Annotated in this window: 25 protein-coding genes and 1 pseudogene; 14 read left to right on the forward strand and 12 right to left on the reverse strand. The window is 63.6% G+C overall.

Translation table 11 applies throughout. The annotated features are described in order from the left end of the window. Positions 1-169 precede the first annotated feature (169 nt). Positions 170-1,936: an aspartate--tRNA ligase gene (gene aspS, locus ACO59D_RS05640; RefSeq protein ID WP_485126136.1), complete on the reverse strand. Its 1,767-nt coding sequence runs from the start codon at positions 1,934-1,936 to the stop codon at positions 170-172. A gap of 363 nt (positions 1,937-2,299) precedes the next feature. Here aspS and ACO59D_RS05645 point away from each other — a divergent pair, with 363 nt between their 5' ends. Then, positions 2,300-2,950: an HAD family hydrolase gene (locus ACO59D_RS05645; protein WP_485126137.1), complete on the forward strand. Its 651-nt coding sequence runs from the start codon at positions 2,300-2,302 to the stop codon at positions 2,948-2,950. Between the two features lie 117 nt (positions 2,951-3,067). On the opposite strand, the gene ACO59D_RS05650 is transcribed toward ACO59D_RS05645, so the two are convergent. After that, complete coding sequence (locus tag ACO59D_RS05650) at positions 3,068-5,122, reverse strand: DUF6541 family protein (protein ID WP_485126138.1); 2,055 nt, start codon at positions 5,120-5,122, stop codon at positions 3,068-3,070. Positions 5,123-5,314: 192 nt separating this feature from the next. On the opposite strand from ACO59D_RS05650, the gene ACO59D_RS05655 reads away from it, so the two are divergent. Then, positions 5,315-7,351: a DUF6541 family protein gene (locus ACO59D_RS05655; protein ID WP_485126139.1), complete on the forward strand. Its 2,037-nt coding sequence runs from the start codon at positions 5,315-5,317 to the stop codon at positions 7,349-7,351. Between the two features lie 23 nt (positions 7,352-7,374). Here the strand turns inward: ACO59D_RS05655 and ACO59D_RS05660 are convergent, their stop codons facing one another. The 10 genes from ACO59D_RS05660 to ACO59D_RS05705 form a co-directional block, all read right to left on the reverse strand. Next, positions 7,375-8,283 (reverse strand): ribokinase, encoded by a 909-nt coding sequence (locus tag ACO59D_RS05660; protein ID WP_485126140.1) that lies wholly within the window; start codon positions 8,281-8,283, stop codon positions 7,375-7,377. A gap of 51 nt (positions 8,284-8,334) precedes the next feature. Continuing rightward, the gene (locus ACO59D_RS05665; RefSeq protein ID WP_485126141.1) at positions 8,335-9,117 is read right to left on the reverse strand and encodes a type 1 glutamine amidotransferase; all 783 of its coding nucleotides are present in this window, start codon (positions 9,115-9,117) and stop codon (positions 8,335-8,337) included. Further along, positions 9,110-10,459: a MurT ligase domain-containing protein gene (locus ACO59D_RS05670; protein WP_485126142.1), complete on the reverse strand. Its 1,350-nt coding sequence runs from the start codon at positions 10,457-10,459 to the stop codon at positions 9,110-9,112. Before ACO59D_RS05670 ends, ACO59D_RS05665 begins: the two co-directional genes overlap by 8 nt. 3 nt (positions 10,460-10,462) lie before the next feature. After that, positions 10,463-11,029 (reverse strand): Asp23/Gls24 family envelope stress response protein, encoded by a 567-nt coding sequence (locus ACO59D_RS05675; RefSeq protein ID WP_485126143.1) that lies wholly within the window; start codon positions 11,027-11,029, stop codon positions 10,463-10,465. A gap of 71 nt (positions 11,030-11,100) precedes the next feature. Next, positions 11,101-11,493: a DUF2273 domain-containing protein gene (locus ACO59D_RS05680; protein ID WP_485126144.1), complete on the reverse strand. Its 393-nt coding sequence runs from the start codon at positions 11,491-11,493 to the stop codon at positions 11,101-11,103. Between the two features lie 2 nt (positions 11,494-11,495). Then, a complete protein-coding gene (gene amaP / locus ACO59D_RS05685) occupies positions 11,496-12,245 on the reverse strand; it encodes an alkaline shock response membrane anchor protein AmaP (RefSeq protein WP_485126145.1) in 750 nt (249 codons plus the stop codon). 405 nt (positions 12,246-12,650) lie between these two features. Beyond that, positions 12,651-13,010, reverse strand: coding sequence for a pentapeptide repeat-containing protein (locus ACO59D_RS05690; protein ID WP_485126146.1), 360 nt, complete (start codon positions 13,008-13,010; stop codon positions 12,651-12,653). Between the two features lie 5 nt (positions 13,011-13,015). Beyond that, a complete protein-coding gene (locus tag ACO59D_RS05695; protein WP_485126147.1) occupies positions 13,016-13,738 on the reverse strand; it encodes an SDR family NAD(P)-dependent oxidoreductase in 723 nt (240 codons plus the stop codon). After that, on the reverse strand, positions 13,735-14,475 hold the full coding sequence (locus ACO59D_RS05700) for a VUT family protein (protein ID WP_485126148.1): 741 nt from the start codon (positions 14,473-14,475) through the stop codon (positions 13,735-13,737). Before ACO59D_RS05700 ends, ACO59D_RS05695 begins: the two co-directional genes overlap by 4 nt. A gap of 114 nt (positions 14,476-14,589) precedes the next feature. After that, complete coding sequence (locus ACO59D_RS05705; protein WP_485126149.1) at positions 14,590-16,131, reverse strand: DUF438 domain-containing protein; 1,542 nt, start codon at positions 16,129-16,131, stop codon at positions 14,590-14,592. Between the two features lie 210 nt (positions 16,132-16,341). Here ACO59D_RS05705 and ACO59D_RS05710 point away from each other — a divergent pair, with 210 nt between their 5' ends. The 12 genes and pseudogenes from ACO59D_RS05710 to ACO59D_RS05765 all read left to right on the forward strand — a co-directional run bounded on the left by ACO59D_RS05710 (position 16,342) and on the right by ACO59D_RS05765 (position 25,370). After that, on the forward strand, positions 16,342-17,862 hold the full coding sequence (locus ACO59D_RS05710) for a DEAD/DEAH box helicase (RefSeq protein ID WP_485126150.1): 1,521 nt from the start codon (positions 16,342-16,344) through the stop codon (positions 17,860-17,862). Between the two features lie 104 nt (positions 17,863-17,966). Beyond that, positions 17,967-18,395: a hypothetical protein gene (locus ACO59D_RS05715; protein ID WP_485126151.1), complete on the forward strand. Its 429-nt coding sequence runs from the start codon at positions 17,967-17,969 to the stop codon at positions 18,393-18,395. 55 nt (positions 18,396-18,450) lie between these two features. Beyond that, positions 18,451-18,579 carry a hypothetical protein gene (locus ACO59D_RS05720; protein ID WP_485126152.1) on the forward strand — a complete coding sequence of 43 codons (129 nt, stop codon included), beginning with the start codon at positions 18,451-18,453 and terminating at the stop codon, positions 18,577-18,579. Between the two features lie 66 nt (positions 18,580-18,645). Beyond that, on the forward strand, positions 18,646-19,014 hold the full coding sequence (locus tag ACO59D_RS05725; protein WP_485126153.1) for a ribonucleotide-diphosphate reductase subunit beta: 369 nt from the start codon (positions 18,646-18,648) through the stop codon (positions 19,012-19,014). Positions 19,015-19,016: 2 nt separating this feature from the next. Then, positions 19,017-19,163: a hypothetical protein gene (locus ACO59D_RS05730; RefSeq protein WP_242622084.1), complete on the forward strand. Its 147-nt coding sequence runs from the start codon at positions 19,017-19,019 to the stop codon at positions 19,161-19,163. A 93-nt stretch (positions 19,164-19,256) separates the two neighbouring features. Next, positions 19,257-19,379 carry a hypothetical protein gene (locus tag ACO59D_RS05735; RefSeq protein ID WP_256386393.1) on the forward strand — a complete coding sequence of 41 codons (123 nt, stop codon included), beginning with the start codon at positions 19,257-19,259 and terminating at the stop codon, positions 19,377-19,379. Between the two features lie 86 nt (positions 19,380-19,465). Beyond that, positions 19,466-19,582 carry a DUF6219 family protein gene (locus tag ACO59D_RS05740; RefSeq protein WP_242622085.1) on the forward strand — a complete coding sequence of 39 codons (117 nt, stop codon included), beginning with the start codon at positions 19,466-19,468 and terminating at the stop codon, positions 19,580-19,582. Between the two features lie 333 nt (positions 19,583-19,915). Continuing rightward, positions 19,916-20,707 carry an L-fucose/L-arabinose isomerase family protein gene (locus tag ACO59D_RS05745; RefSeq protein ID WP_485126154.1) on the forward strand — a complete coding sequence of 264 codons (792 nt, stop codon included), beginning with the start codon at positions 19,916-19,918 and terminating at the stop codon, positions 20,705-20,707. Between the two features lie 100 nt (positions 20,708-20,807). Beyond that, a pseudogene (locus tag ACO59D_RS05750) lies at positions 20,808-21,544 on the forward strand (transketolase). Then, complete coding sequence (locus ACO59D_RS05755) at positions 21,537-22,484, forward strand: transketolase family protein (protein WP_485126155.1); 948 nt, start codon at positions 21,537-21,539, stop codon at positions 22,482-22,484. Before ACO59D_RS05750 ends, ACO59D_RS05755 begins: the two are co-directional and overlap by 8 nt. A 2-nt stretch (positions 22,485-22,486) precedes the next feature. Continuing rightward, complete coding sequence (locus tag ACO59D_RS05760; protein ID WP_485126156.1) at positions 22,487-23,977, forward strand: FGGY-family carbohydrate kinase; 1,491 nt, start codon at positions 22,487-22,489, stop codon at positions 23,975-23,977. A gap of 82 nt (positions 23,978-24,059) precedes the next feature. Beyond that, positions 24,060-25,370, forward strand: coding sequence for a prolyl oligopeptidase family serine peptidase (locus tag ACO59D_RS05765; protein ID WP_130810696.1), 1,311 nt, complete (start codon positions 24,060-24,062; stop codon positions 25,368-25,370). The last annotated feature ends 333 nt before the right edge of the window (positions 25,371-25,703 follow it).

The following is a 25,703-nucleotide window of genomic DNA, read 5'->3' on the forward strand; positions in this document are numbered from 1 at the left end:
CCGCCGTATTGATGCCGCAGTGGGCGTTTTCGCAGGTATTACGTATAAAAAGGCATCTCCCCTCGGCGTCGAATTGACATAGGGGGCCGTATAGCGGGGCTTCCCGTCGAAAAGCGGACGTGCGGCATCACACGCAGCTGCGCCACGCCAGCCGCAACAATCCCCAGCCCTACAGCAGCCTCAGCGAGACCTCCTTGAGCTGGGCACCTGTGACTTCAGACGGGGCCGCGCTCATGAGGTCGGAGCCGCTCGCCGTCTTGGGGAACGCCATGACCTCGCGAATGTTGTCCGCGCCCGCAAGCAGCATGCACACGCGGTCGAGACCCAGCGCAAAGCCGCCCATGGGGGGCGCGCCGAACTCGAGCGCGCTCATGAGGAAGCCGAACTGCGCCCGCGCGCGCTCGGGCGTGAAGCCGAGCTTCTCCAGAATCCTCTCCTGCAGCTTGGCGTCGTGGACACGCATGCCACCGCCACCGGCCTCGTAGCCGTCCATGACAAAGTCCATGGTGTGCGAGCCCATGGCGAGAGGGTCGGTGTCGAGAAGGCCAAGCTCGTCCTCGTTGGGCTGGGTGAAGGGCTGATGCTCGGAGTCCAGGCACTTGCGGTCCTCGTCCCAGTGGAAGAGCGGGAAGTTCACGACCCACAGGAAGTCGTGGCCCTCACGTGGCACGTCAAGCTCGCCTGCCATGTGGCAGCGCATGCCGCCCAGGATCTCGTCGGCACGCAGGCGGTCTGCCGCGGCGAACATCACGAGGTCCCCGGGCTCGACATCCATCTCCGCACGAAGCGCTGCCATCTCCTCGTCCGAGAAGAACTTGACGATTGGGCTGGTCACCGAGCCGTCCTCACGGAAGGCGATGTAGGCCAGGCCCTTGGCGCCAAACTCGGCGGCAACGTCGGCCAGACGATCGACCCTCGCACGGGGCCACCTGCCGGCACCCTTGGCGTTGATGGCCTTGACGTACTGGCCCTCGGTTGCCGCGGCGGTGGCGAAGAGTTTGAACTTGGATGCCGAGAAAATCGACGTAACGTCGTGGAGCGTCATGCCGTAGCGCGTGTCGGGCTTGTCGATGCCGTAGGTGTCCATGGCATCCCAGTACCCGATGCGGCGCAGGGGAAGCTGCATCTCAACGCCCATCTTACCGAAGGCCTCGGCAAAGACCTGCTCGAGTGCGCCCATGACATCGTCCTGGGTGACAAAGCTCATCTCAACGTCCACCTGGGTGAACTCGGGCTGGCGGTCCTTGCGCAGGTCCTCGTCGCGGAAGCACTTGGCAATCTGGTAGTAGCGCTCGACGCCGCCCACCATGAGGAGTTCCTTCAGGAGCTGCGGCGACTGCGGCAGCGCGTAGAAGTGGCCTGGCTGCATGCGGCTGGGCACCAGGAAGTCACGCGCGCCCTCAGGCGTGGACTTGAAGAGCGAGGGGGTTTCGACCTCCATGAATTCACTTCCGTGGAAGGCCTCGCGCAGGGCGAAGGTGAAGTCGGAGCGAAGCTTGAGGCTCTGGGTCATCTTGGGGCGACGCAGATCGAGGTAGCGGTAGCGCAGGCGCAGGTCCTCGGCAGTGTCCACGTGATCCTCAATCTGGAACGGCGGTGTCTTGGAGGTATTCAAGACCTTGATCTGGGTGACATAGACCTCAATCGCACCGGTGGCCAGCTTGTCGTTGTCCTGGCCCTCGGGACGCTCCCGCACGGTACCGCTCACGAGAATGGGCCACTCGGAGCGAATGGTCTCTGCCTCGTGGAACGTTGCCTCGTCACAGACCTCGGGGTCAAACTCGAGCTGCGTGACGCCGGTGCGGTCGCGCAAGTCGACAAAGATGAGGCCACCGTGGTCACGACGGTGCCAGACCCAACCGGTAAGCGTGACCTCCTCGCCAATGTTCGCCTCGCGCAACTCGCCGCAGGTGTGCGTATGCATGCTGTGGGACATGTGGTTCCTCTCGCCTCTTCCGCCCCGTGCCGTACGGGCGGACCAACAGATGACGGCGCGCCGACGTAGACCGCGGCGACACGCGCAACTGGCCATGGTAAACCAAACAGGCGAGAGTACCCACCAACACGCAGGTCGGCAACGACACCTTAACGAAAAGCCCGCACGGCAGACGAGAAGAACCCCGGCAGCTGTCTGTGGCCCACCTGGGGTTTACGTGTCGTTCTGGCAGGTGCCCGGCGCACGCGCTGGATTGCGTGTACGCTCGTTTGGCTAGCCGACGTTCATGATACGTAAGCGCATCCGCACCACGTAACCACACGGACAACGGTTTTCGAGCGGATGCGGTGGGAGTGATGTGGAATGCCATACCAGACCGCGATTTTCGACCTCGACGGGACGCTGCTCAACACGCTGGACGACCTTTTTGGCGCCGTCAACCACTCGCTTGTGACATGTGGCCTGCCCAAGCGCAGCCTAGCCGAGGTGCGTCTCTTCACCGGCAACGGCATTCGGCGTCTCATCGACCTCTCGGTCCCCGAAGGCACGCCAAAGGACCTCACCGATCAGGTCTTTAGCGAGTTCAAGGCCTACTACGACGAGCACAAGCTCGACACCACACGCCCCTACACCGGCATGGCCGAAGTCATCGACGACCTTCGCGCCTCGGGCGTCGCCTGCGCCGTTGTTTCGAACAAGGCAGACTTCGCCGTGCAGGGCATCATCGACCACTTCTACCCCGACAAGTTCGACTACGTGATGGGCGAGCGCGCGGGCACGAGACGAAAGCCCAACCGCGACATGATCGACGTGATCCTGCGTGAGCTGGGGAGGAGCGTGGACGGCATGGTCTACGTGGGTGACTCTGAGGTCGACATCGAGACCGCCAAGAGCTGCGGGTGCGCGTGCCTGTCCTGCTCGTGGGGGTTTCGCGACAAGAAATGGCTTGCGGAGCATGGGGCGACCACCATCGTAGACACGCCCACCGAGCTTGAGGCCAAGATTCTGGCGTAGGGGCCGGCGCAGGCTGGGATCAAGACGGCCGTAGCCCCAAAGGGCAGCCATCGAGCTTCATGCGCTCCTGGATGCCCGCAAGGCGCAAGGCGCCCGAGTCCGAGAGGCGCTCCCCCATTACCCCTCAATCTCGTAGAGGCGCATATCGTCACGGACGAGAATGATCTTGAACCCAGGGGTCCCGTCCGTTATCCCCTCGATGCCGTCCCACTGCTCGGGATCGTAGGACAACAGGCGCCTGCGACCCGCACCCTCGTCGGGGCCCTGGTCCAGCACAAGAACGTAGCGGGCACCTATCGATGCGACGGCATCGCGCACATCCTGGCGGGAGGCATACTCGTAGAGGTGATGCCGGATGAGAAGGCTTTCGGCCGTCTCGTTTTTGCTGCCGTCGAAGAAAGAGATCGCACGGTAGTAGATGTTGGCGTCCAGGAGCGGATAGAGGTAGACGCTGCCGTCTTCCGACTCGTTAATCACGAGTGAGCCCTCGGGGATTGCGGCAAGGGCCTCCCTCGAGAACTCGAACTCCTCTGCCGTGAGGGGATGGTGAATGAGATCGCTCTGGCCAACAACCGAAACTCCTAGATTCGCAAAGGCGGTGGAACCCTCGGTCGAGCCGGTTGGCAGGTACGCCGGGAAGCTCACCACGAGCAAGGCAGCGGCCCCCACCGCAAGCGGGACAGCGGAACCCTCTGCGCGACGCAGCAGGCAGGAGGCCTTCTCGCCCAGCCAGGACAGGCCAAACGCCGCAAGCGGCACGGCGGCAAGACTGAGGTTGGCCGCTATACGATGCGGGTCTGCATACCAAAAACCACAGGTAAGGCGCTTGATCAAACCTTCGGTAGACACGTCTATCACAAAGCAGATGAGAATGAACGCCCAGGAGACGGCAAGCCACCAGTGGTCGCGCGAGCGGTCAATCACGGCGAGCACGGCGCCAAGGATCACCAGGACGGCAAGCGCCCACTGGGCAGGATGTCCGTTCATGCCCAGGGAGAGGGCGGCAAGCGCGCCGTCACGAACCCCCATGCTGGACTGCCAGTAGTCGAACGTCACGACCGCGCGAAGCATGGGCAGCTTGTAGCAGCCCGCCCAGATGAGGCCAACGGCAAAAAACGCGATGACCCCCGCGGCCAGTGGAGCGGGCGCGCGTCGACCAGCCTCGCGCGCGAGCCTAGCCGCCCTCATGGTTGCCCACACGACATACGCCGCAAGCAGCGCTGCCATGGTGAAGATGCCATTGGGCTGAGAGAGGCCCTGGGCAACGCAGGCCAGGATAAAGACCACCAGCATGCGCAGACGCACGCCCCGCTTGCCACCGGGCCACACGAAGACGACAAACGCACCAACACCGAGTGGCACCAGGGTATTGGTGAGCAGGTTGGGATAGAGCGGCCCAAACGTGAGGAAGTCCCACGGGAAGCAGGCAAAGCACGGAGCCACAGAGAGCCCGGCCACAACGACAGAGTCCCCACCTGGGAAAGCCTTGCGCAACAGAAAGAAGGCAGATACCGGGAAGACCACGCCCACAAGCGTTGCGTTGACGGCGTTCACGGCAAGGGTCACCGGTGCGGAGAGGGTCTGGGCGACAAGGGCGCACAGGTCATGCCAAGCGCTGGGATAAAACCCCGTCTGAGACACGAGAGGCATGGCACCCCCGGGCACGTAGTAGAAGCTCGAGGAGGACGAGAAGTTCCCCGTGGAGAGATAGGTGCGAATGGCGGCAAGATGGAAGCAGTTATCGAACTCCTGCACAAAGGCCTGGGGATCTCCGAGGTTGCGCACAAAGGTCAGGCAGCACAAGGCCGCACCGACGATGCCATAGACGACAAGGACAGACCATGCGGGCACGCCGTGTCCGCAGACCTGGATGCAGTCCCCGTCAGGCGTGGCGGAGGCCTTGTCGCCTGCCGTACGGCGACGCCGCGCAGAGGCCATGGCGTAGGCCGCGGCGCCAAAGACCAGCATGGGGCCAACAAGCGCGAACAGAGATGCCGGGATGCCAAGGTATGGCAGAACCATGGCGTTTATCGCTAGAAAGGCTATCCCATAGAGGGGAGCGCAGGCGATAGCGTCCTCTATACGAAGCCCCAGCGCTCGAAGCGCGAGCGCGCCCGGCAGGTAGAGAACCACCAAGGCAAGCAGGCAAGCAAGGAAGAACAAGGGCCACATGGGGAGGCCGCTCCCATCTCCTCCATGCAGGAGGACGCGACTAGGGGCAAGCGGGATGCCAGCCCAGCAGGTAGTCTACCATGTGGGACATTGTCACGTTTCTCCTGCACCCCTATGGGCTAGGATGGAACGGCTGACTACACGCGCGGTGCCCCGCGCGCCCACCCTCGAGCGAAGCGGATACAACCGGCCATGTGGCTCTCATTCTATGCAACGGTCCTCGTGACGCTGCTTTACCTGGGCGTTCCGGGATATCTTCTCGGCCACACGGTGGGGATTCCCCGCATGACGGCACTGCTTGCATCGGCACCTCTCGGCGTGGCCGTCCTTTGCCTTATGGGGCAGGCGTACTCGATGGCGGGAGTCCCCGCCACGCCCGTCATGATGGTTGGCCTGCCCACCACGGTGCTCCTGGTAGCAGCGCTTCTCCGCAGGCGCACCCCTCGCGGGACCGCCGATGGGGCCCCAGCCGTGCACCCGGCCCTCGTGGCGCTCTTCCTCGTGGCAGGGCTTGCCGCCAGCTACGTCTTTCTTGCCAGCATGCTCCCCTCCCCCAACGTCTTCCACCAGGACTACGACACGGTGCATCACATCAACTCCATCCGTGCGATGATGGACTCGCTCTCGATGTCACCGCTTGACGGCAGCTCGTACTCGACCGAGTCGGACGCGCTTCTCTCCGTGCAGTCGACCGGCTACTACCCCTCAGGCTGGCACGTGCTGTGCGCAACGGTTGCGCTCTCCACCAACGTCAGCGTCACCAGCGCCGTCAATGCCGTGAACCTTGCGTTTATGGCGGTGGTCTATCCCCTCTCCATGCTGCTTCTGCTCTCGACGCTTTTCCCCGGACGCACGCGCGTGGTGGCCCTCGGCGCCGTAGGCTCGCTCACGCTCACAATCTTTCCCTGGGGCATCTCCAACTGGGGGCCGGTCTACCCCAACATTGCCGCATTCGCGGTGCTGCCCGCCATCTGCGCCCTCTTCATGCGCGCCTTCGACCAGGGAGACAACCGCCGGGCAACGCTTGCCCACCTTGTCGCATGGGCCCTCGCTGCAGGCGGCACGGTGCTTCTCCACCCCAACGTGGTCTTCTCGATGGCGGTCTTTTTGGTGCCGTGGATCGTTGCTCGTGTGTGGGGCTCCAGCCTGCGCGTTCGGTGCGGGTCGCGCGTAAGCGTCGGCCCGCGTGCGCTTGCCGTGGGCTTTGCCCTGCTCTGTGTGGTCATCTGGGTGGGAGCCACAAAGATTCCCGCCTTCAAGGGCCTCATTGGCTACCACTGGGACGCCTTTGCCAGGGACGACAACGCCATCACCAACGTCTTGCACCTGAGCTACATGCGCGGCATGTGGCCGGCGCCCGATGCCGAGCAGCTCTTCCCTGCGGCGCTTTTGCTCGTGGGCGGGGTCCTGCTCGCCTCTCGCCGAGAGACGCGCTGGGTTGTGGTGCCCTACGCCGTCGCGGCGTACATGACCTACGTTGCGTGCGGCTCAAGCGACGACGCCTTTCGCTCCATCCTCATTGGGTACTGGTACTCCGACCCGTACCGCATTGGGTCGTTGGCCACGATCTTCTCGGTGCCGCTGATTGCTTTTGGGCTGGACGCGGTCACCGAGGGCGCGTGCCGCCTTGTGCGCCTGACGCCCGCACGGAACTGGCGCGGGCTCTCTGTGGCAGCGGCGCTCGTCGTGGCAGCGGTGTATGTGCCGCTCGCGCTCTTCTATCCCGGCAAGGCCCAGAACGGCTTTAACTACGACAATAACAGCCCCTGGGCCACCTACCAGAACTACGCCTGGCGTGCCTACTCGCACGAAGCGCCGCTCACCTACCAGGAGGCCAACTTCATGGAGGAGGCCCACCGCCTGGTTGGCAACGACCTTGTCATCAATCAGCCCTTCGACGGCAGCGTCTTTGGCTACGGCGTCACGGGCATGCGCTGCTACTACCGGTTCTTCTCTGGCTACGGAGGCAGCGACGAGACCTGGCAGAGCCGCGTCATTCGCCAGCGGCTCTACAACATTGCCAACGACTCCCAGGTGCAGGAGGCCGTTGAGTCCATTGGCGCGCGCTATGTTCTCGTAATGAGCACCGACGAGCGCAACAACACCTTCGTGAAGGACACCTACGACGCAACCAAGTGGCGCGGCATCAACTACATCACCGATGGCACACCTGGCTTCGAGCTCGTTCTTGAGGAGAACGGCTACAAGCTCTATCGCATCACCGGGTGAGACAAAGGGACAGTCCCCTTGTCTCACAACAACTTCTGGACCTCAGCGAGAGAGGGAATCGAGCGCTGAGCGCCCTCGCGCGTGGTTGCCAGGGCACCTGCGGCAGAGGCCCAGCGCATGGCATCGACGATGTCGAGGCCCTGCGAGAGCTGCGCCGCCAGCACGCCCAGGTACGTGTCTCCCGCAGCCGTCGTATCTGCAGCGTTGAGCTCGAAGGAGCCCATGCGGTACATGTCGTCGGCAATGAGCGCGACAGACCCCTTTGCCCCCAGCGTGATGACCGTAGTTGCCACGCCTCGTGCCGAGAAGGCCATGAGCGCGCGCATGCAGCCCCTCTCGGTGTCTGGCGAGATGTCCGTGAGCGCCTCGCACTCTGTCTCGTTCACGCAGAGAAGGTCGATGGCCTGGTACACGTCCGAGGGAAGCATCGCCACGGGGGCGGCGTTCAAGATGGTGTAGAGGCCAGACTCACGGGCATAGGCAATGGCATCCACCGTGGTGTCCAGGTCGCACTCGAGCTGCGCCAAGAAGATGTCGCCTGGCTTTGCAATGTCGTCGATGGCCGAGCAGACCACGTCTGCCGGGGTTGCGGCGTTGGCTCCGGGATCGACCACGATGCGGTTGTCCCCCTCGGCGCGAAGGATCGTCGCCGTGCCCGTGGGAACGTCCTTGAGCGCGCGGACGCGCTCGCAGAGCACCCCGGCCTCGACGAGCGACTGCACGACGCGGGTACCAAAGACATCTTTGCCCACGGCGCCCACCATGTGCGTGACGACGCCCATGCGCGCCGAGGCCACGGCCTGGTTTGCGCCCTTGCCACCGGGGCTTGCGAGAAAACCGTGGCCGATGATGGTCTCGCCTGCGCCGGGGACGCGCGGGCAGCCAACCGAGAGGTCCATGTTGAGCGACCCAAAGACGATGACCTTCGACATGCGCCCTCCATCCTGAGCGCCACGCGACCGTCCACGGCCACGGCTGGCGCACTAGCTCTCCCGAACCTCTCCTGCCATGAGTCGATGGTACATGACCTGGTTGGCAGCGAGCTCCTCGGTATCGTCGAGCGGCTCAAGCTCCGCCGTGCCGTACTTGCGCTCCATCGCGCGGGCAATGAGGTAGTCCGCGACGCCAGGGTTCTTGGGCAGAAGCGGGCCATGGACGTAGGTGCCCACCACGTTCTTGTAGAGCACGCCCTCGTAGCCCGTCACGCCATCGTTGCCATGGCCATAGGCCACGCGTCCCAGCGGGGCTATGCCCTCGCCCAGGTGGGTGCGACCGGCGTGGTTCTCGTAGCCCACGATGGGTTGCGGGGAAACGCTGCTCTCCACCACGATGTTGCCAATGAGGCGCGGGTCGCCGTGGTCGGTGTAGAGGTCTACGAGCGAGAGGCCCTCGACGCGCTCGTCGGCCATGAGGTAGCTCGAGCCCAGCAGCTGGTAGCCGCCGCAGACGGCTGCAAGCACGCCGCCGTCCTCGACAAAGGCCCTGATCTCTGCCTGCTCGGCCAGGAGCTTGTCGCACACGATGCGCTGTTCGCGATCTGACCCGCCGCCGATGAAGGCGATGTCCACACCCGAGAAGGACGGCGTATCGTCTACATGGACCTCCATCACGTCCGGCGCGAGGCCGCGCCACTCCATGCGGCGGCGCAGGCACAGGATGTTGCCAGAGTCACCGTAGAGGTTCAGGAGCTCCGGGTAGAGGTGGGCGATGCGCAGCGTGCGGCCGCCCTTGGCGCCACCGCAACTCTCGACAGCCTGGCTAGTCACGGCGCTCACCCATCCCCTCGAGCTCGGCCTTGGCCGGCCACAGCGCAGAGTAGTTGCACAGCACGTAGAGGGGCCTCTCGACGGGTACCGAGCCAAGACGCCCCAGCACCTCGGAGACCGTGGCCGCCACGGGCGCCTTGATGCCCGCATACTTCATGCGCACCTGCACGTCGTTGGCGCGGTGGCCGCCCGCAAAGGCGAGGAGGTCCTTCTCGCCAAGAAGCCGCTCAAAGTCCACATCCCAGATCCAGGAGATGTCCTTGCCGTCGTTGAAGTCGTCGTTGATCACAAAGAAGACGGCCTTGGGGCGGGCGTCGGCCTGGAGCAGCGAGATGTTCTGGTTGAAGCCCGTGGGGTTCTTTGCCAGGTTGAGCACAACCTCGCGGCCTCCCACCATGAAGTGCTGGAGGCGGCCGTTCTCAGGATGGTAGCCGTCGAGCGCGGCTTGGAACGAGGCGGCATCGACGCCCGCAAGGTGCGCCGCCGCCGCAGCCGCAAGCAGGTTGTAGACCATGTACACGCCGCCAAAGCCCGCCGAGACGTGCGCCGCGCCACCCTCGGGAAACGCCACGTCAAAGGCCACGCCATGGGCGTCCACGTGCACGCCTGTGGCAACAAAGTCCAGCTTGGGACGGGAGAAGTCGCCGTTGGGGCACCTAAAGGCGCCGAGTTGGGCATAGGCACGATAGTCGTAGGTGAGCTCGGCTCCGCAGACCTGGCAGAAGCGCGCCTCGGGCACGCGGTCGGGCGGAAGGCGAAGGTCCTCTCCCATCCCAAAGGTCAGTACCTTGGTGCCAACCCTCTGGGCGCGTAGCGCCACTCCCACGGAGAGCGGGTCGTCCCCACACACCACAAGCGTCGTGTTGGGCGAGGCTGCGAGCGCGGCGACGATGGTGTCCTGTACGTGGTCTATCTCGCCCGCACGGTCGAGCTGGTCGCGAAAGAGGTTGAGCAGCACCAGGTAGCGAGGACGCAGCTGGGGCAGGATGTGGACGGTCGAGAGCTCGTCGGCCTCCATCACCGCCCAGTCCGCGCCGGAGCCGGGAAGCATTGCGGCGGCAACGCCAGCCGCCATGTTGGCACCCGCACGGTTGCACAGCACGCTCTTGCCCGAGCGCTCGATGGCGTTGGCCAGCACGTTGTTGGTGGTGGTCTTGCCGTTTGTGCCGCAGACCACGATAGAGCCCTCGGAGAGCTTGGACGCGAGGTGCGCTATGGCATTAGGGTCGAGCGCAAGGGCGACCCTGCCCGGCATCTGCGATGCGTTGCGGTGGAGCACACGACGCAGGCCCCAGGACGCAAGCCGTCCCAGGCCGACGGCGCAGGCATTGCGAACTCCCATGCGCTATGCCTTCCCGCCACGTGCAGTGGCTGCGTCAGCGTCGTCGGTGCCGGCCACGGGCGCGGACTCTTCTGCGCCCCTCTCGGCCTCCACGCTGCGCTTGTACTCCTCAGGCGTGAGCACGTCCTCGATACGCAGGTTGACGCCCGCAACTTCCAGGCCGGTCATGCCCGTGACCTGCTTCACGACGGCCTTCTTGACGTCCTCAAAGACCTGCGGCGCATAGGCGCCGTACTCGATGAGCACCGAGACGTTCACCTTGACGGCGCTCTCGGGCGTGACCTCAACCGACACGCCCTTCGTGGTATCAGAGGCACCAAACGCATCCTGCACGCGGTTGAGCCAGCTGCCCTTCATGCCCACTACGCCGGGGACGTCGCGCATGGCAATGGCGACGATCTTCTCGATCACGCCGTTGGAGAACGTGAGGGAGTCCTCGGAATCGGAGTCGTCTGCGATGTCGATGTCCTGAACCTGGACAGGCTCACTCGGGACTGTGGATGCCGTGGTGGCAACGATGCCCGTCTCTGCCGGAGCCTCGGCCTGCTGTGCGCTATTCTCGGTGTCCATGCTCGCTCCTTTTATGTGGACTGATGACTGCGATGTTACGGCATAGTGGGCATGATGCGTGAGTCGCGTGCCTAGTGAATCTCGTGATCCCTGAAGAGCTTGCTTATTGCGCGCCAGATCTTGGGGTCGCCGTCTGCCTTCTGGCCTATGGCCACGCCGACAAGCACGAGAAGCACGAGCAGCAGCGCGCGCCAAAATCCGATGGCCGCCATCACGATTGCAACGATCAAACCGCAGACGCCGCCCAAGAAGGCATTCTCGTGGCCGGGGAAGGTGCGACTCACCCACGCGGAGACCTTGTCGACGCCGCTCTGCGAGCCTTCGGGGGTCGTCTTCCCGGGTGTGGCGTCGGTACGGGGAGTCTCCGTGGACGCCTGCGTGGCGTCGTGCTCGTCGGCGCGTTGCGCCTGCGGGGCCTCTGCCTCGACCTTGGCCCGCGGTGCCTTGTTGAACTCGTCGCTCATGGCTAGGCCTCCCCATCCCGGTTGTCTGCGGGCTTATCGTCTGCTGAGGCGGACGACCCCTCATGTCCCGGGCTCATGGGTACCGTAATGGCGCCATAGGATGCCGTCTGGGATGCTGCCACAGGGGCCTCCGGCGCGGGGGCCTCGACCTCGGGCCCTGGTGCGAGATGGTCCTCAGCAGCAGGTGCTGCCTGCGAGGGCGTGGGCACGCTCACGTTGCCCGCAACGGGGGTGTCAGTGGGTTCCCTGGGCTCCACGAACTCGAGGCTCACGTCCTCGAGCTTGTCGCCACACACGGCCGCGAGACCATGGACCAGCTCGTCGTGGAGCTCGGTGCCCTTCTGGACCACGTCCACGCTCTCGTGCGGCAGGACGCGCACATGCACGCGGATGTGCCCGCTCTTCTTGGCGTTCACGTAGACGCGGTCTGCCGAGCAGGCACCGTCTACCTCGACCACATGCCTGGCCTGGGACGCAATGGCATCACGCGAGACCGAGATGGTACCGCCGTCGACGGTGGTCACCTCGACGGTGCGTACTCGCCGCGCAAAGACCGAGCGGAAGAGCAGGATGAGAAGACCCACCACCGTAATGAGAAGCAGCACCTCAACCGCAGTGTAGTACCCCGGAAGCACGAAGAGCGCCGATGCCTGGGCCGTCCAGGGTCCCAGCCATGTGAGCGCGAACGCCGCTAGGGTCAAAAGCCCTGCCAGCGAGAAGACGAACATGCAGAAGCGCTTGAACCCATCCATGCGCAACTCCCCTGTCGACCGCCGTCCCGACGGGTTTTCCGTCGGCCTGACAAAGAAGAGGATACCCCTTTGCCGAGACGCTAATGAGGGGGCGCGGCGCCCTGATTGCGCGCCGTTCTCGCCAGCCGCCCTCGCGCCGTTCTCGCCAGCCTCCCTTCTATCCGTCACACATTCGTGCACGAATGTGTGACGAGCCGCAGGTCGCAACAGATTCGTCGACGATTGTGTTGCAGGCGGCAACACAATCGTCACCACGCGGACGCCCGCGATGCTGCAGCTCGTGAGGTTGACACCCGCCAAGCGCGTCTGGAAGAGCTCGGCGCGCGTGAGGTCGCAGTCTTCGAGGTGCAGCCAGCCGCGAATGCGAAGCTGCGAGAGGGACGCCTCACGCAGGTCGCAGCTGCCCTATGAGACGCGCTCGAGCTTGGACTCCGCAAGCCCCACGTACGACAGGTTGCAGCCCGAAAACTGCGTGCGCACCAGGACGGACTTGTGGAGGTCGGCCCCCACAAGCCGGCAGTCGGCAACCCTCGTATCACGCCAGAAGCCGGTGTTTCCCGCAACGTTTGCCAAGTCGCAACCCATAAGCGTGCAGCGCTCGAGGCTCGGCCGACCCGTCCGCGCAGAGGCAAGAACGCACCCGCTAAAGGTGCAGTCCTCGAACTCCACATGCCCAAGGTCCTCTCCCGAGAGGTCCTCGCCCACAAACTCACGGCCGCGGATGTCCCCGTCGGATTCGGCGATGGCATCGAGCAGATTGCTCATATCTCTTAGTCCTCCGGCCACACGAAATCAAAACCTCCCGCTTCGCCACCGTCGATGAGCAGGTTCTGCCCCGTCATGAAACGGTTGGTTACGGCAACGAAGTAGATCCATTCCGCAATCTCTCCAGGCGTTGCCCAGCGGCGAAGCGGCGTGAGGGCCATGATACGCCCCCAGAGCGCAGGATCATCCATCACGGGGCGGTTGAGCTTGGTGAGCACCCCGCCCGGATCCACGCTGTTGCAGGTTGCCTGCGGGGCAAGGCGCTGGGCCAGGTTCTTTGCATACGCAAGCACGCCGCCCTTCGACGCCGCGTACTCGGGGAATTCCGCGCCGGTGTGCCCGCTGGAAGACCCCACGAGCACTACGGCGCGCACCTGCGGCGCAGGCGTACGACCACCTGGCTCAAACGCGTAGCGCTCGCATACGTTGAGAGCGCCTTTGAGATTGACGTCGATGTCGGCCCCGCTGCCCTGCACGCCCGCGTTGCTCACGATGACCTCGGGCGCAATGCCGGCCGGCAGTGCAGAACGATTGCGCACATCGCAAACAACGTGCTGATAGCGGGTGTGCTCGATTGCGGCGGGCAACACGTCCATCCCCCATACGCGATGCCCGCGCGACAGGAAGAGGCCCGCCGTCGCCTGGCCGATGCCGCGCGACGTGCCCGTGACAAGCACGGAAAGCGAGCGGCTGCCGGCGTCGAGCGGCAGGCCCCTATCGGCACTCACTGCTCGGCCCCTGTCGCCTTGGCGGCATGCAGGTGCAGGTACTCCTCGCCCACGCGCTCGCGCTCCCAGCCGCGCACCACGCGATAGCCCACAGGCGAGAGGAACACCTCGCACAGGAGCTCGAAGATGGCTCCCGTGAGCGAGCAGGTAAGGACCTGCAGCCACGTCCAGCCAAAGAAGGTGTGGCTCACAATGGTCGCAAACACAAGGTTGTCGACAAACTGCCCAACGAGCGTGCTCGCGTAGGAGCGCAGGGCAAAGGCGCCAAACGTGTCCTTGCGGAGCCTGCGGCCGATGCCCTCGTTGAGCAGCGAGTTGGTCACAGACGAGCAGAGCATGGCCACAGACGATCCCGCCACCACGTACCACGAGCCGCCAAACGTGGCGTTGAGGGCATCGTTTACCTGGAGGCTGCCCGTGTCGTAGTAGGCGCCCCACATGCCCGGCGTCATGCTCGCGAGCCAGAACAGCACGCACACCGCCAGGTTGATTGCAAGGGCGAGAAGGCTCACCTTGATGGATGCGTTGGCGCCAAAGCGTTTGCAGATCATGTCCATGCAGAGAAAGCTCACCCAGCTCACGCAGAAGCCACAGTCGAGTGCGAGCCATGGTAGCGATACCAGCTCTTTGTTCGCGAGGAGGTTCATCACGATGACGCTCACCACAAAGAGGGTGACAGTCGCACTGGGGATGCTTCTGAGGAGGACTTTGTAGTCCTCAAGGGTTTGCCTGAGCATGCGCTTCTCCCGGTTTTGGATTGACAAGCAGGTTTTACCTGGGACTGCTTGGAGGGCCGCCCGCGTGGCCAGGCTACATGGTAGCGCATGAGACAAGGGGACAGTCCCCTTGTCTCATGCAAAGTGCTTCTCGGCAAACCCCATGCGCTGGACGACCTCCATGGTGCCAAGGTAGGCGCCCATGCGGTCGCGAACGGCCATATAGCGCACGAGCACGGGCTCACCCTCCTTCTGCATCCAGATGTCAACGGAGTCCTGCTCGCCGCTCTTGAGCGAAGAAATCACCCCTCTCACCATGGGCTGCACCTTGGGAGGATGGCACGACCACACCTCGCGGTCCAGCGCCGACGACGGGCGCTTGAAGAGCTTCTTCTCGCCGTCATCATTCCAGTAGCGGTTGACGTCCTGACCGTCGATGAACGTGATCTCGAGCGGAATGGTGTTGAGCATGGCGTCGAGCTGCTCGGACGTGAAGTGGCCGGTAGTAAGGCGAATCTCGCCGGGCGTGGAGGCCGCGGGCGCAGTCCCGGAGGACGCGGCGCGGCGCTGGATGAAGTCCTCGCCTATCCCCCATGTGCCAGCATCGTCGATGAGGCACAGGTCATAGCCCCTCATGTCGGCGTACATCTGCAGCCACTCGTCATTGGTGAAGTTCTGGGCGCACAGCGGGAGCAGGATGTTTGTCTCCTTGTAGACCATCTCCTCGGCGCGGGTGAGGACCTTCTCGACGCGCTCGTGCCATCCCGCGTCATGGTCGCTTGCGTCGAGAAGCGCGCGCAACTCTGCGCGAATCTCGTCATCCACACCCCACATGACGTCCGACGGACCGGAGTAGCCGTGGCGCACCTTGAGCGCAGGGTAGATGAGGTCGCCCTTCTTGGCGTAGTGAATGCCCAGCTTGGATAGGGTACGCAGCTCGTCTGCTGCGCCCGTGCCGGCAAGCGCCGCACGCGTGCGCTCAATCTGGGCAGAGATGGCCTGGTTCTCCAGGGTAAAGACGCGAACCGGATGGCCTGGCATGCGCGAGAGCACCCTGGTGGTGAAGTCGTTCGCACCCTTGGCGAGCGAGTCCATCACGGCGTCTTCGGCGTTGGCGATGCGCTCCTCGCGCGTGGCACCGTGGAAGAGTGCGGAGTGCACGTCGCACAGGCGCTGCACGTCGTCAATCTTCGCGCCGCCCTGGATGAGGCCCTGCTCGGCTCGGGCAATCTCCCCGGCGTCTACGCCCTCGAAGTTGGCCACGAAGTCTGCGCGCACGGACTCGAGCGGCTCGCCGGCCGAGAGGCGCGCGACATAGCTCTGCAGCAGCTTGGCGCGTCCCTCCTCGTCAAGGCCCTCGACCTTCTGGCCGCGAGGGGCGGGTGCAGCGGCTTCCGACGCAGGGGTTGTGGCAGGTGCCGGAGCGACGGCGGACGCCGGCACCGGCGCGACGCCCGAAACCGTGAAGCCGGCCTCCTTGAAGGCACGCACGGCATCCTCGAGGGAGATTCCCTTGATGGCGCAACCCTTGGGCACGGTCATCATGCGGCCAACGGTGGTGAGCGCTGCAGGCTTGGCGATGTCGGTGAAGCCGAGGCCTGCCATCACGTCGGTGAAGCCGGGATTCTCCTGCGCGAGGTCGTGGACGCTTTTGGAAAGGTCGAGGTCTGTGGCCATGTGTGCCTCCTAGCTAAGTGGCTGCGGCGTGGGCTGCGGCCATTTGTCTTCTCGCATTGCAGTATAGGAGTGTTAACCATAATGAACTGTTGTCACCACAACATTAGAAAATGAGACAGAGGGGCTGTCCCTTGTCTCTTTCGTGTGGGGCGCAGGAATCGCGTAAGCTTGTCAACTGCACGCAACCGCAGTTGATAGGAGCACCGCCACATGGCCAAGCGCCACCAAAGCCAGAACAAGAACGCTTCGCACGCCGAGAAGAACCTCCCCACCGCCTTCGACGTCCTCGGACTCTCCGAGCGCGCGATCGCCGCCGTTGCAGACATGGGCTACGTGGCCCCCACGCCCGTGCAGGCGGCATCGATCCCTTGTGTCATCGCAGGTCAAGACGTTATGGCGGCAGCCCAGACGGGCACCGGCAAGACAGCGGCGTTTCTTCTCCCCACGCTCGACCGCCTCGGCCACGCAGCCCATGGCAAGGGTCCGCTCATGCTCGTGGTCACGCCCACGCGCGAGCTTGCCGCCCAGATAGAGGACGTCGCAAAGGCCATCTGCACGCACACGGGGCACACGGCAACGGTGCTTGTGGGCGGCGTCTCCTACGAGCCGCAGCGTGCAGCGCTCCACAGCGGATGCGACCTGCTCGTGGCCACGCCCGGGCGCCTGATCGACCTCATTGGCTCGGGCGACTGCGACCTCTCGCAGGTAGAGGTGCTTGTCCTCGACGAGGCGGACCGCATGCTCGACATGGGGTTTCTCCCCGACATGCGCCGCATCGTGTCGCACACGCCAACCCGCCGCCAAACGCTGCTCTTCTCGGCAACGCTCTCCGACGACGTGCTGGACAACACAAAATCTTTGGTACACGACCCCGTGCGCGTGGAGATTGCCCACAAGGGCACAGCCGCCGAGACAATCGAGCAGTTTGTGCTTCCCATCTCGTACGAGGCGAAGGTCTCCGCGCTGGTAGAGGTGCTGCACCGCGAGGGGTCCGAACGCGTGATCGTGTTCACGCGCGGCAAGCACCGTGCCGACGCCGTGTGCCGACGCCTGCGCAAGGCGGGCGTCGAATGCGCGCCCATCCACGGAAACCGCAGCCAGAACCAGCGGGCAAGCGCGCTCAAGCGTTTCTCGGATGGCGAGGTGGGTGTCCTTGTCGCCACAGACGTGCTTGCGCGCGGCATCGATATCCCCGACGTTGCCTACGTGGCAAACCTCGACGTCCCCAGCGACGCCGAGGACTACATCCACCGCATTGGCCGCACGGGGCGCGCCGGCGAGTACGGATGGGCGCTCACGTTTGCCTCGCCGGAAGAGGAGTTCGACCTGCGCGACATCGAGCAGCTCATGGGCAGGAACATCCCCATCTACCCGCGCGCCCAAGGCGTCTCGCTGGGAGACGACCCCCTAAGGCTTGACCCCGACCGCAAGCCCACCGACATCCTCCCCGGCAAGAAGGAGCGCAAGAAGATCGCCGATGGGCGCAAGGCGGCGCGCGTTGCCCGCACGTCAGGCGAGAGGGGCGCGCAGCCGCGGCGCGGGACCAAGAAGGATCGCCCGACAAAGGAAGGCGCACCGACCAGAAAGCCCAAGGCCACCCGCCAGCGCAGAAAGGCTACGCCGAAGCAGCGCTCCCAGGCAAAGAAACCGCAGGCCACGAGCCCAGCTGAAACACCGCGGCTCCGTCGGCATCCCGGAGACCACGGCGGCATGGCTCGTCGCCAGTCCTAGCCCGCCCACGACGATTTGCAGTAGGAGTTGCAACTACAACAGTGCGCTGGTCTTTACTCTCGTATCCTGACTCCACCAAACCGTATCTCGTAGAGGAGCAGCACATGAACGAAATGCAGAGCGAGCTTGCCGGGGCAACGGTTGCCCTCGGTGCAACCATCACGGCAGCAATGGACGACGCGCCCGGCTTTGTCCCTTGTGGGACCCCCGCGCAGGTTGTGGTTGACGCCCTCAGCGCCGCCGGCCTTGCCGAGCCCCCTGCCGACCTTCCGCAGCACCTTGACCAGGTGCGCGGCTTTGTTGAGCACGTGAGCGGACATCGCGGCGTGCCCGCCCACGCCGGAACAGACATCGCCGTTCTCTCCCCTGCCGGCAGGCAGCTTCTCGATGCGCTGCTCACCTTTGCTGCCGGCGCAGACGCCGAGACCCTCTCGCCTGATGCCACCGCATGGCTCTACCGCTCGCTCGCAACCCTCGAGTCCGGGGATGACGAGACGGCAAACGCGCAGCTTGTGGAGATGCCGCGCGGCTAGCAGCGGAGTTCTCACGTTCTCGTGCGGGGCCTGGGCTAATCCTGGGCCCGTCTTCGTGTGTCCGAACGCATCAGAGCGCATCAACCACCCCGCCATCGAGGCCTGGCGCGATAGCGTGAAGACCATCTACTGCGTGCGGAGCAAGGCGCTCGAGGTCAGGGAGTGCGAGAGCGGCTCCAACTAGGCCAAGTCCCGGCTGCAGTCAAACGCCAGCCTCCCCAACGCGGGCGAGTACATCACGGCCAACGAGGTGAACCTGTGCCTGCACATCCAGACGTTCCAGGAGTGCGTGCACTCGCAGAGCTACTTGTACATGTTCGACACCATCTGCAGCCCCGAACAGCGCAACGACATCCTCTATCAGTGGAAAACCGACGAGCACCTGCTGGCGAGAAACACCTTCATCGGCAACCTCTACAACGAGTTCCAGGAGCGCAGGGGCGCACCCGCGCTGCTGCGCGTGATGATGGCGAACTTCATCCTTGAGGGCGTGCATTTCTACTCGGACTTCATATTCTTCTACAGCCTGGCAAGAAACGACAAGATACCTGGTAGCGCGCAGGAGATTCGCTACATCAATCTGGACGAGAACACCCACCTCTGGCTTTCCGCAATATGATCTTGGAGCTGCAGCGAGAAGAGCCGCAGATCTTCTCCGAGGCTGCCGTGGCCGAGCCGCAGGAGATGCTTGTGGAGGACGTACGCCAGGAGATTACGTGGGGCGCCTACGCTATTGGCGAGGACATCCCTGGCCTCACGGGCCAGTAGGTCTCTGACTACATCCACTACCTGGGGAATCTGAGCTGGAGCTTCCATAGCTTTGGCACCTTTTGACCGGAGTTTGTCGAGGAGTCGACGGACATGGCGTGGGTTTCGCAATACAGCAACGCCAACATGGTGAAGACGGACTTTTTCGAGGCGCGATCCACGGCCTATGCCAAGTCGACCGCACTCGTAGACGACCTGTACGTAGACGACCTGTAGGAGGCATGTGGTCACCGGCACCACGGGTGACAAATCCAATGCGTCCGAAAGGGCTAGCCGCACAGGTAGGTCCTGAGCTTAGACTCATGCCTATCACCAACATACGGGAGGTTTCCATGAAGGCACACAGGTACTTCGCAGTTCTCACGCTCTTCTGCATGGCTATGACCATCATCACCGGCTGGGAAATGGCCAAGGAGTAGCGGGAGCCGGCGACCTCCTGTCGCATCGATTGTGTCGCCGCAGGAGATTGCGTTCGTGGACTTTCATGAGCTGATTCATGCGCCATTCCTCATATGACCCGAACCCCTGTCAAGCGGCAATGCGGTCGTGGAACAGGTGCCTCTGAGGCTTCCTGAACTGCAAGGATGAACGATGTTCGTCGAATGCCGCTGCGGACGCGTCCTGCAGCATGAGACATGCGGGCATCCCTGCCCATTCTCATATCCTCGGATACCGTGCAGAAGCACGGCCCGTACATCGATGTTTCGGCTTGGCGGCGGAGGACAGTCTGCAGGCGTGCGTGCCGGCGTGGCGTGAAGGCGGCGCCGGCAGAAGACGCCGGGGACGGCACCTCGGACGTCGAGAAGCAACTTGCCCGGATTGCCGAGCACTTCGAGCAGAGCTGCACGGACGAGCAGGTACGCACCATCGCTGCCATGGCAGTGGCCATGCGCCGCATGCTCAAGAAGTATCACTGCACGGCCGGCTGCATCCAGTGCTGGAACGAGCTCCAGCACGAGCTCCATGTGATGCCGTGTGCCGCGAACTCGATACTCAACGAGGAGGGCACGCCAATCACCTGTGAGACCGATGTCCATGGTGCCATCACCTCCCTCATGATCGAGGCAGCAGACATGGGCCGCAAGCGCTCCTTCTTTGCCGACTGGACCATCCGCCATCCGGACGATCCGAATGGCGAGCTCCTGCAGCACTGCGGACCCTGGCCCTGCTCTGTGGCGCAGGAAAAGCCAGCCATCACGACCCCGCTGGCCTTCGACCACAACGGCGCCCTCACGGCAGAGGCAAGGCACGGCGAGGTCACGCTTGCCCGCTTCGACGGCGACAACGGCAAGTACTCGCTCCTGCTCGGCACGGCAGAAGGCATCGATGGCCCCAAGGGCATGGGCACCTACCTCTGGGTCCGCGTGGCAAACATCAAGCGCCTCGAGGCAAAGATCGTGGAAGGTCCCTACATCCATCATTGTGCCGGCATCCACGACGATGTCGTGCCTGTGCTCTACGAGGCCTGCAAGTATCTGGGAATCCAGCCTGACCTCTACGACCCAATCGAGGAAGACGTCAAGGCCTATCTGAGGGGAGAGTAGGGTGGCGGACATTGCCGAGCTGGAACGCCTGCGCTGGGAGCTGCGCCAGGACTGTGTGGACATCATCATGGCGGGTGGCGGCGGCCACATCGGCGGTGACATGTCCATCATGGATGCGCTGCTGGTGCTCTACGCCAATCACCTCAACATCACGCCCGAGACGATGGACGATCCCGACCGCGACCGCTTCGTCCTCTCCAAGGGCCATGCGATGGAGGCCTACTACGCCGTGCTCTGCCACAAGGGTTTCCTCGACCTCGATGACGTGAAGGCACGCTTCTCGAAGTTCAAGAGCCCCTACATCGGACACCCAAACAACGAGCTTCCCGGCATCGAGACGAACTCGGGCTCTCTGGGACATGGCCTTCCCGTCGCTGTGGGCATGGCGCTTGCCGCCCGGATGGATGGCCGGAAGTACCGCACCTACGTCTTCATGGGCGACAGCGAGCTCGCAGAAGGCTCTGTCTGGGAGGGCGCCAGTCCGGCGGCAGCTACGAGCTCGACAACCTCTGTGCCCTCGTGGACAGGAACCGTCTCCAGATCTCCGGCTCCACCGAGGATGTCATGAGACAGGACTCCCAGGAAGAGCGCTGGGCTGCCTTCGACTGGAACGTCCTCTCCGTTCCCGGCAATGATATCGCGGCGCTCGATGCAGCCTTCACACTCGCAAAGGAGACGAAGGGCAAGCCGACCGTGATCATTGCCAACGCCACGAAGGGCTTTGGCTCCCCCATCATGGAGGACAAGGCATCCTGGCACCACCACCTGCCGACGGCAGAAGAGCATGCCCAGATCTCGGCCGATTTCGCCGCGCACAAGGAGGAGTGCCATGCCTAACAAGATCGCGAACAAGCAGGCCATCTGTGATGTGCTGATGGAAGCTGCCGAAAAAGACAGGGATGTCTGTGTCCTCTGCTCCGACTCGAGGGGCTCGGCCTCGCTTGCGCCCTTCTTTGACAGGTTCCCGAAGCAGGCCATCGAGGTCGGCATCGCCGAGCAGGACCTTGTCGGCATCACTGCCGGCCTTGCCTCCTGCGGCAAGAAGCCCTTCGCAGCAAGCCCCGCAAGCTTCCTCACGACCCGCTCCTACGAGCAGGCAAAGGTCGATTGCGCCTACTCTGACACGAACGTGAAGCTCATCTGCATCTCCGGCGGCATCTCCTATGGTGCGCTCGGCATGTCCCATCACTCGGCACAGGACATCGCTGCCATGTCTGCCATACCGAACATGCGCGTGTATCTGCCAAGCGACCGCTTCCAGACCGCCAGGCTCATCCGTGCCCTTCTCGAAGACACAAAGCCTGCCTACGTGCGCGTCGGCAGGAATGCTGTCGAGGACGTCTACAGCGAGGATTCCTGCCCTTTCGAGATGGACAAGGCAACCTGGCTCAAAGGGGGTACCGACATCGCAATCGTCGCCACCGGCGAGTTCGTGCGCTCCGCGCTTGATGCTGCCGTTCTCCTCGAGAGGCAGGGCATCTCTGCCGCCGTCCTCGACATGTACTGCGTGAGGCCGCTCGACGAGGAGGCGGTCGTGAAGGCTGCCCAGAATGCGAAGGCTGTCCTCACCGTCGAGGAGCACTCGCCCTATGGAGGCCTCGGTGCACGCGTCGCCCAGACGGTCGCCTCCTCCTGCCCCCGCCTTGTCCAGAACCTCTCGCTTCCCGATGCCCCGGTCGTGACCGGCACCTCGAAGGAAGTCTTTGCCTACTACGGTCTCGATGCAGAAGGCATCGCTTCCTCTGCCACACAGCTTCTCGGGAAGGCAGCACAGTAGCGATGGGCGGGCTAATCCTTGCGATAGACCAGTCCACACAGGGCACGAAGGCACTCCTCTTCGAGGAAGACGGCTCCCTTCTTACGAAGACCTCCCATCCCCATACCCAGTATGTGGATGAGCGCGGCTGGGTCGAGCATGACGCAGAGGAGGTCCTCCGAAACGTCTGCTCCTGCGTGGCAGCCGTGATGGCAGACGCAGGAGCCACAGCCGAAGACATCGCTGCCTTCGGCATCTCGAACCAGCGCGAGACCTGCCTTGCTTGGGACAGGACCACAGGACGTCCCCTGGCACACGCAATCGTCTGGCAGTACGGACGCGCCGCTGCGCTCTACGACGAGCTGGAAGAGGCACATCCCGGAGCCGTAGAGTTCGTCCAGGGGCGCTCGGGCCTCGCTCTTTCTCCCTACTTCTCGGCAGCAAAGATGTCCTGGATGCTCAAGAACGTGCCGGCAGTCGCTGAAGCTGCAAAGGCCGGCACGCTCTGCTTCGGCACGATCGACTCCTGGCTCGCCTACAGCCTCTGCGAAGGCCATCCCTTCGTGACAGAGCCTTCGAATGCCACAAGGACGCAGCTCCTGAACCTCGAGACAGCTCAATGGGACGAAGGGCTCCTCGATCTCTTCGGCATTCCCCGTGCAGCGCTCCCTAAGGTGCTGCCGTCCGATGCCCTCTTCGGCGTCTCGGACTTCAACGGCACGCTCTCAAATCCCATCCCGCTCCATGCGATGCTCGGAGACTCCCAGGCGGCGCTTGCTGCCCAGGACTGCCTTAAGCCGGGACAGGTGAAGGCAACCTACGGTACCGGCTCCTCTGTCATGCTCATGGCAGGAGATGCCCCCATCCGGAACACGCATGGCCTTGTCTCGAGCATTGCCTGGAGCCTCGAAGGGAAGCTCTCCTATGTGCTCGAGGGAAACCTCAACTACACAGGTGCCGTCGTCACTTGGCTGAAGGACCGGGTGCATATGATTCAGAGCCCTGACGAGCTCGAGGGGCTCATCCGCGAGGCCAACCCGAACGACAGGAGCTACTTCGTCCCTGCATTCACGGGCCTCGGCGCCCCCTGGTGGGACAGCGCCGCCACGGGCATGCTCACGGGCGTCACGACGCTCACCGGTAGGGCAGAGATCGCGAAGGCCTGCACCGAGTGCATTCCCTACCAGATAGCGGATGTGCTCGATGCGCTCCGCGCCGATACTGGCCTTGCCTTGGAGGCGCTCAGGGCTGACGGCGGCGTCACGAAGAATGCCTACCTCATGCAGTTCCAGGCAGACATGGCAAAAGCATCGGTCGAGGTCTCGAAGCTCGCCGAGCTCTCTGCTGCAGGCGCTGCCTTCGTGGCAGGACGTGCAGCTGACCTCTGGACCACGAATGCGATTCACGAGCGGTACGGACATGAGACCTACATGCCCCAGATGGCGGACGCGATGAGGAAGAGCAAGCGCGCAGGCTGGCAGGCGGCCCTTCGGCAGGCCTGCTGCCATAGCTGACCCATCTGGGTAGAACAAGCAGCGGGTAGACGGTGCAGGGTCGGCAGGGAGCTGGCCCTGCCGCACAGGAAGGGGGATATGCATGGCTGGATACAAGACCTTCACTTCGGCCGCCGATATGGGGCCCTATGTCTCGAGGCTCATCCTCGAGCTCCCCGAGAAGGTACGAGCAGAGTTTGTAGACAAGGACGGCTTCAGCGTCTATGTGGAGCGCAAGGATGCAGAAACCGGCGAAGTGGTGCTTGCAAAGGAGCATCACACCGACAAGCAGGCCTTCCTTTCCAAGGGCTATGTGGATGTGCTCTCCGCCTATGCCTCTGACGGAGAGGGCAACCACAAAGCAGAAGGCTCCTACATCGCGCTCGAGCTCCCCGAAGAGCGCCTCACAAAGAGGATCGATGGAGCGCTCACCCGTGGCTATATCCGTGCAATGAGCTTCCGCATCACGCAGACGAAGGCGATTCCCGCAGAGACGCCAGGCGAGGCTCCGCTTGTAGGCATGCTGTTTGATATCGATACGGGAGATGTCTGCCCCGACCTTGCAGGCTGGGACCTTACCGGCACCGGCATATTCGACGATATCGATATGAACTATGGCTTCTTCACGCCCGATCTCGTTGCCGTCAATGCCGCACGTGCAGCACGTCCGCTTCCTCCTGTCGAGAAGGTACCACTCCTCGTCTGGCTCCATGGTGCAGGAGAGGGACAGGAGCCCTACCGTACCGTCATGGGCAACCGCGTGACGGCACTCTCCTCCCCTGACATCCAAGAAAAGCTCGGCGGTGCCGCCTACATCCTTGCCCCTTCGAGCCCGACCTACTGGATGGACTCAGGTTCGGGAGAAATCGCAGATGACAACAAGTCCATCTACACGAAGGCGCTGAAGACCTTGATCGACGAGTTCATAGAAGCGCATCCCAATATCGACCACGAGCGCATCTACGTGGGCGGACTCTCGAACGGCGGATTCATGACCATGAGACTGGTGGCAGACTATCCGGGATTCTTTGCCGCAGGCGTCCCCGTCTGCGCACCATGGGTGGCATCCCTGGCAACAGACGACGAGATGGAATCGATTGCCAAGACGCCCCTCTGGTTCGTGCAGTCTGCTGACGACCCGATTGTGACGGCAGATATCCATGCCTTGGCAGACTATGGGAGACTCAAGAAACTCGGCGCCACAGACGTGCATATCACCTGCTTCGACCACATCGAGGACGAGACTGGGCGCTACCATGACAAGTTCGGCCAGCCCCAGCGCTACATCGGCCACTTCGTCTGGATTCCTGCCTATCACGACACGATAAAGGCGGAGCTCGATGGCACGAACGTGCTGATGGGCGGTGCCCCCGTCACCCTCTGGCAATGGGTCGGTCTCCATCGGCTGACGTAGGCTCAGAAAACACGCTTCCGTACACAGGCGGCTCGGCTCCTGATGAGCCGGGCCTCTCTTTTCTGACCGCATCATTCCATAGGGGGCGCTCTTCTCTCTGCGCCGCTTCCGGACTCCACGGACGATTATGTCTGCCACAACGGCCAAGGCCGCCCGCAAGATGCCGACGATGGCCAACGGGGACGCCACGGAGAAGGGCACGCAGCCCGAATGGGGGGCAAGGGCCGTCAGGTATATAATGGGTAAGGGGCCAAGCGGAAGAGTTCGAGGTGAGCGACATGTTCGCACGTATCATGCTGTGGGTCATATTCGCGGCGTTCGCCGCCATGACCG

Source organism: Tractidigestivibacter sp. (assembly GCF_057241865.1).

Coding starts and splice junctions, on each gene's coding strand:
- ACO59D_RS05700 (WP_485126148.1), bottom strand. CDS start 14,475: ATGCTCAGGCAAACCCTTGAGGACTACAAAGTCCTCCTCAGAAGCATC.
- ACO59D_RS05655 (WP_485126139.1), top strand. CDS start 5,315: ATGTGGCTCTCATTCTATGCAACGGTCCTCGTGACGCTGCTTTACCTG.
- ACO59D_RS05755 (WP_485126155.1), top strand. CDS start 21,537: ATGCCTAACAAGATCGCGAACAAGCAGGCCATCTGTGATGTGCTGATG.
- ACO59D_RS05645 (WP_485126137.1), top strand. CDS start 2,300: ATGCCATACCAGACCGCGATTTTCGACCTCGACGGGACGCTGCTCAAC.
- ACO59D_RS05760 (WP_485126156.1), top strand. CDS start 22,487: ATGGGCGGGCTAATCCTTGCGATAGACCAGTCCACACAGGGCACGAAG.
- ACO59D_RS05680 (WP_485126144.1), bottom strand. CDS start 11,493: ATGAGCGACGAGTTCAACAAGGCACCGCGGGCCAAGGTCGAGGCAGAG.
- ACO59D_RS05670 (WP_485126142.1), bottom strand. CDS start 10,459: ATGGGAGTTCGCAATGCCTGCGCCGTCGGCCTGGGACGGCTTGCGTCC.
- ACO59D_RS05650 (WP_485126138.1), bottom strand. CDS start 5,122: ATGTGGCCCTTGTTCTTCCTTGCTTGCCTGCTTGCCTTGGTGGTTCTC.
- ACO59D_RS05690 (WP_485126146.1), bottom strand. CDS start 13,010: ATGAGCAATCTGCTCGATGCCATCGCCGAATCCGACGGGGACATCCGC.
- ACO59D_RS05705 (WP_485126149.1), bottom strand. CDS start 16,131: ATGGCCACAGACCTCGACCTTTCCAAAAGCGTCCACGACCTCGCGCAG.
- ACO59D_RS05660 (WP_485126140.1), bottom strand. CDS start 8,283: ATGTCGAAGGTCATCGTCTTTGGGTCGCTCAACATGGACCTCTCGGTT.
- ACO59D_RS05735 (WP_256386393.1), top strand. CDS start 19,257: ATGGCGTGGGTTTCGCAATACAGCAACGCCAACATGGTGAAGACGGAC.
- amaP (WP_485126145.1), bottom strand. CDS start 12,245: ATGGATGGGTTCAAGCGCTTCTGCATGTTCGTCTTCTCGCTGGCAGGG.
- ACO59D_RS05740 (WP_242622085.1), top strand. CDS start 19,466: ATGCCTATCACCAACATACGGGAGGTTTCCATGAAGGCACACAGGTAC.
- ACO59D_RS05715 (WP_485126151.1), top strand. CDS start 17,967: ATGAACGAAATGCAGAGCGAGCTTGCCGGGGCAACGGTTGCCCTCGGT.
- ACO59D_RS05765 (WP_130810696.1), top strand. CDS start 24,060: ATGGCTGGATACAAGACCTTCACTTCGGCCGCCGATATGGGGCCCTAT.
- ACO59D_RS05710 (WP_485126150.1), top strand. CDS start 16,342: ATGGCCAAGCGCCACCAAAGCCAGAACAAGAACGCTTCGCACGCCGAG.
- ACO59D_RS05675 (WP_485126143.1), bottom strand. CDS start 11,029: ATGGACACCGAGAATAGCGCACAGCAGGCCGAGGCTCCGGCAGAGACG.
- aspS (WP_485126136.1), bottom strand. CDS start 1,936: ATGTCCCACAGCATGCATACGCACACCTGCGGCGAGTTGCGCGAGGCG.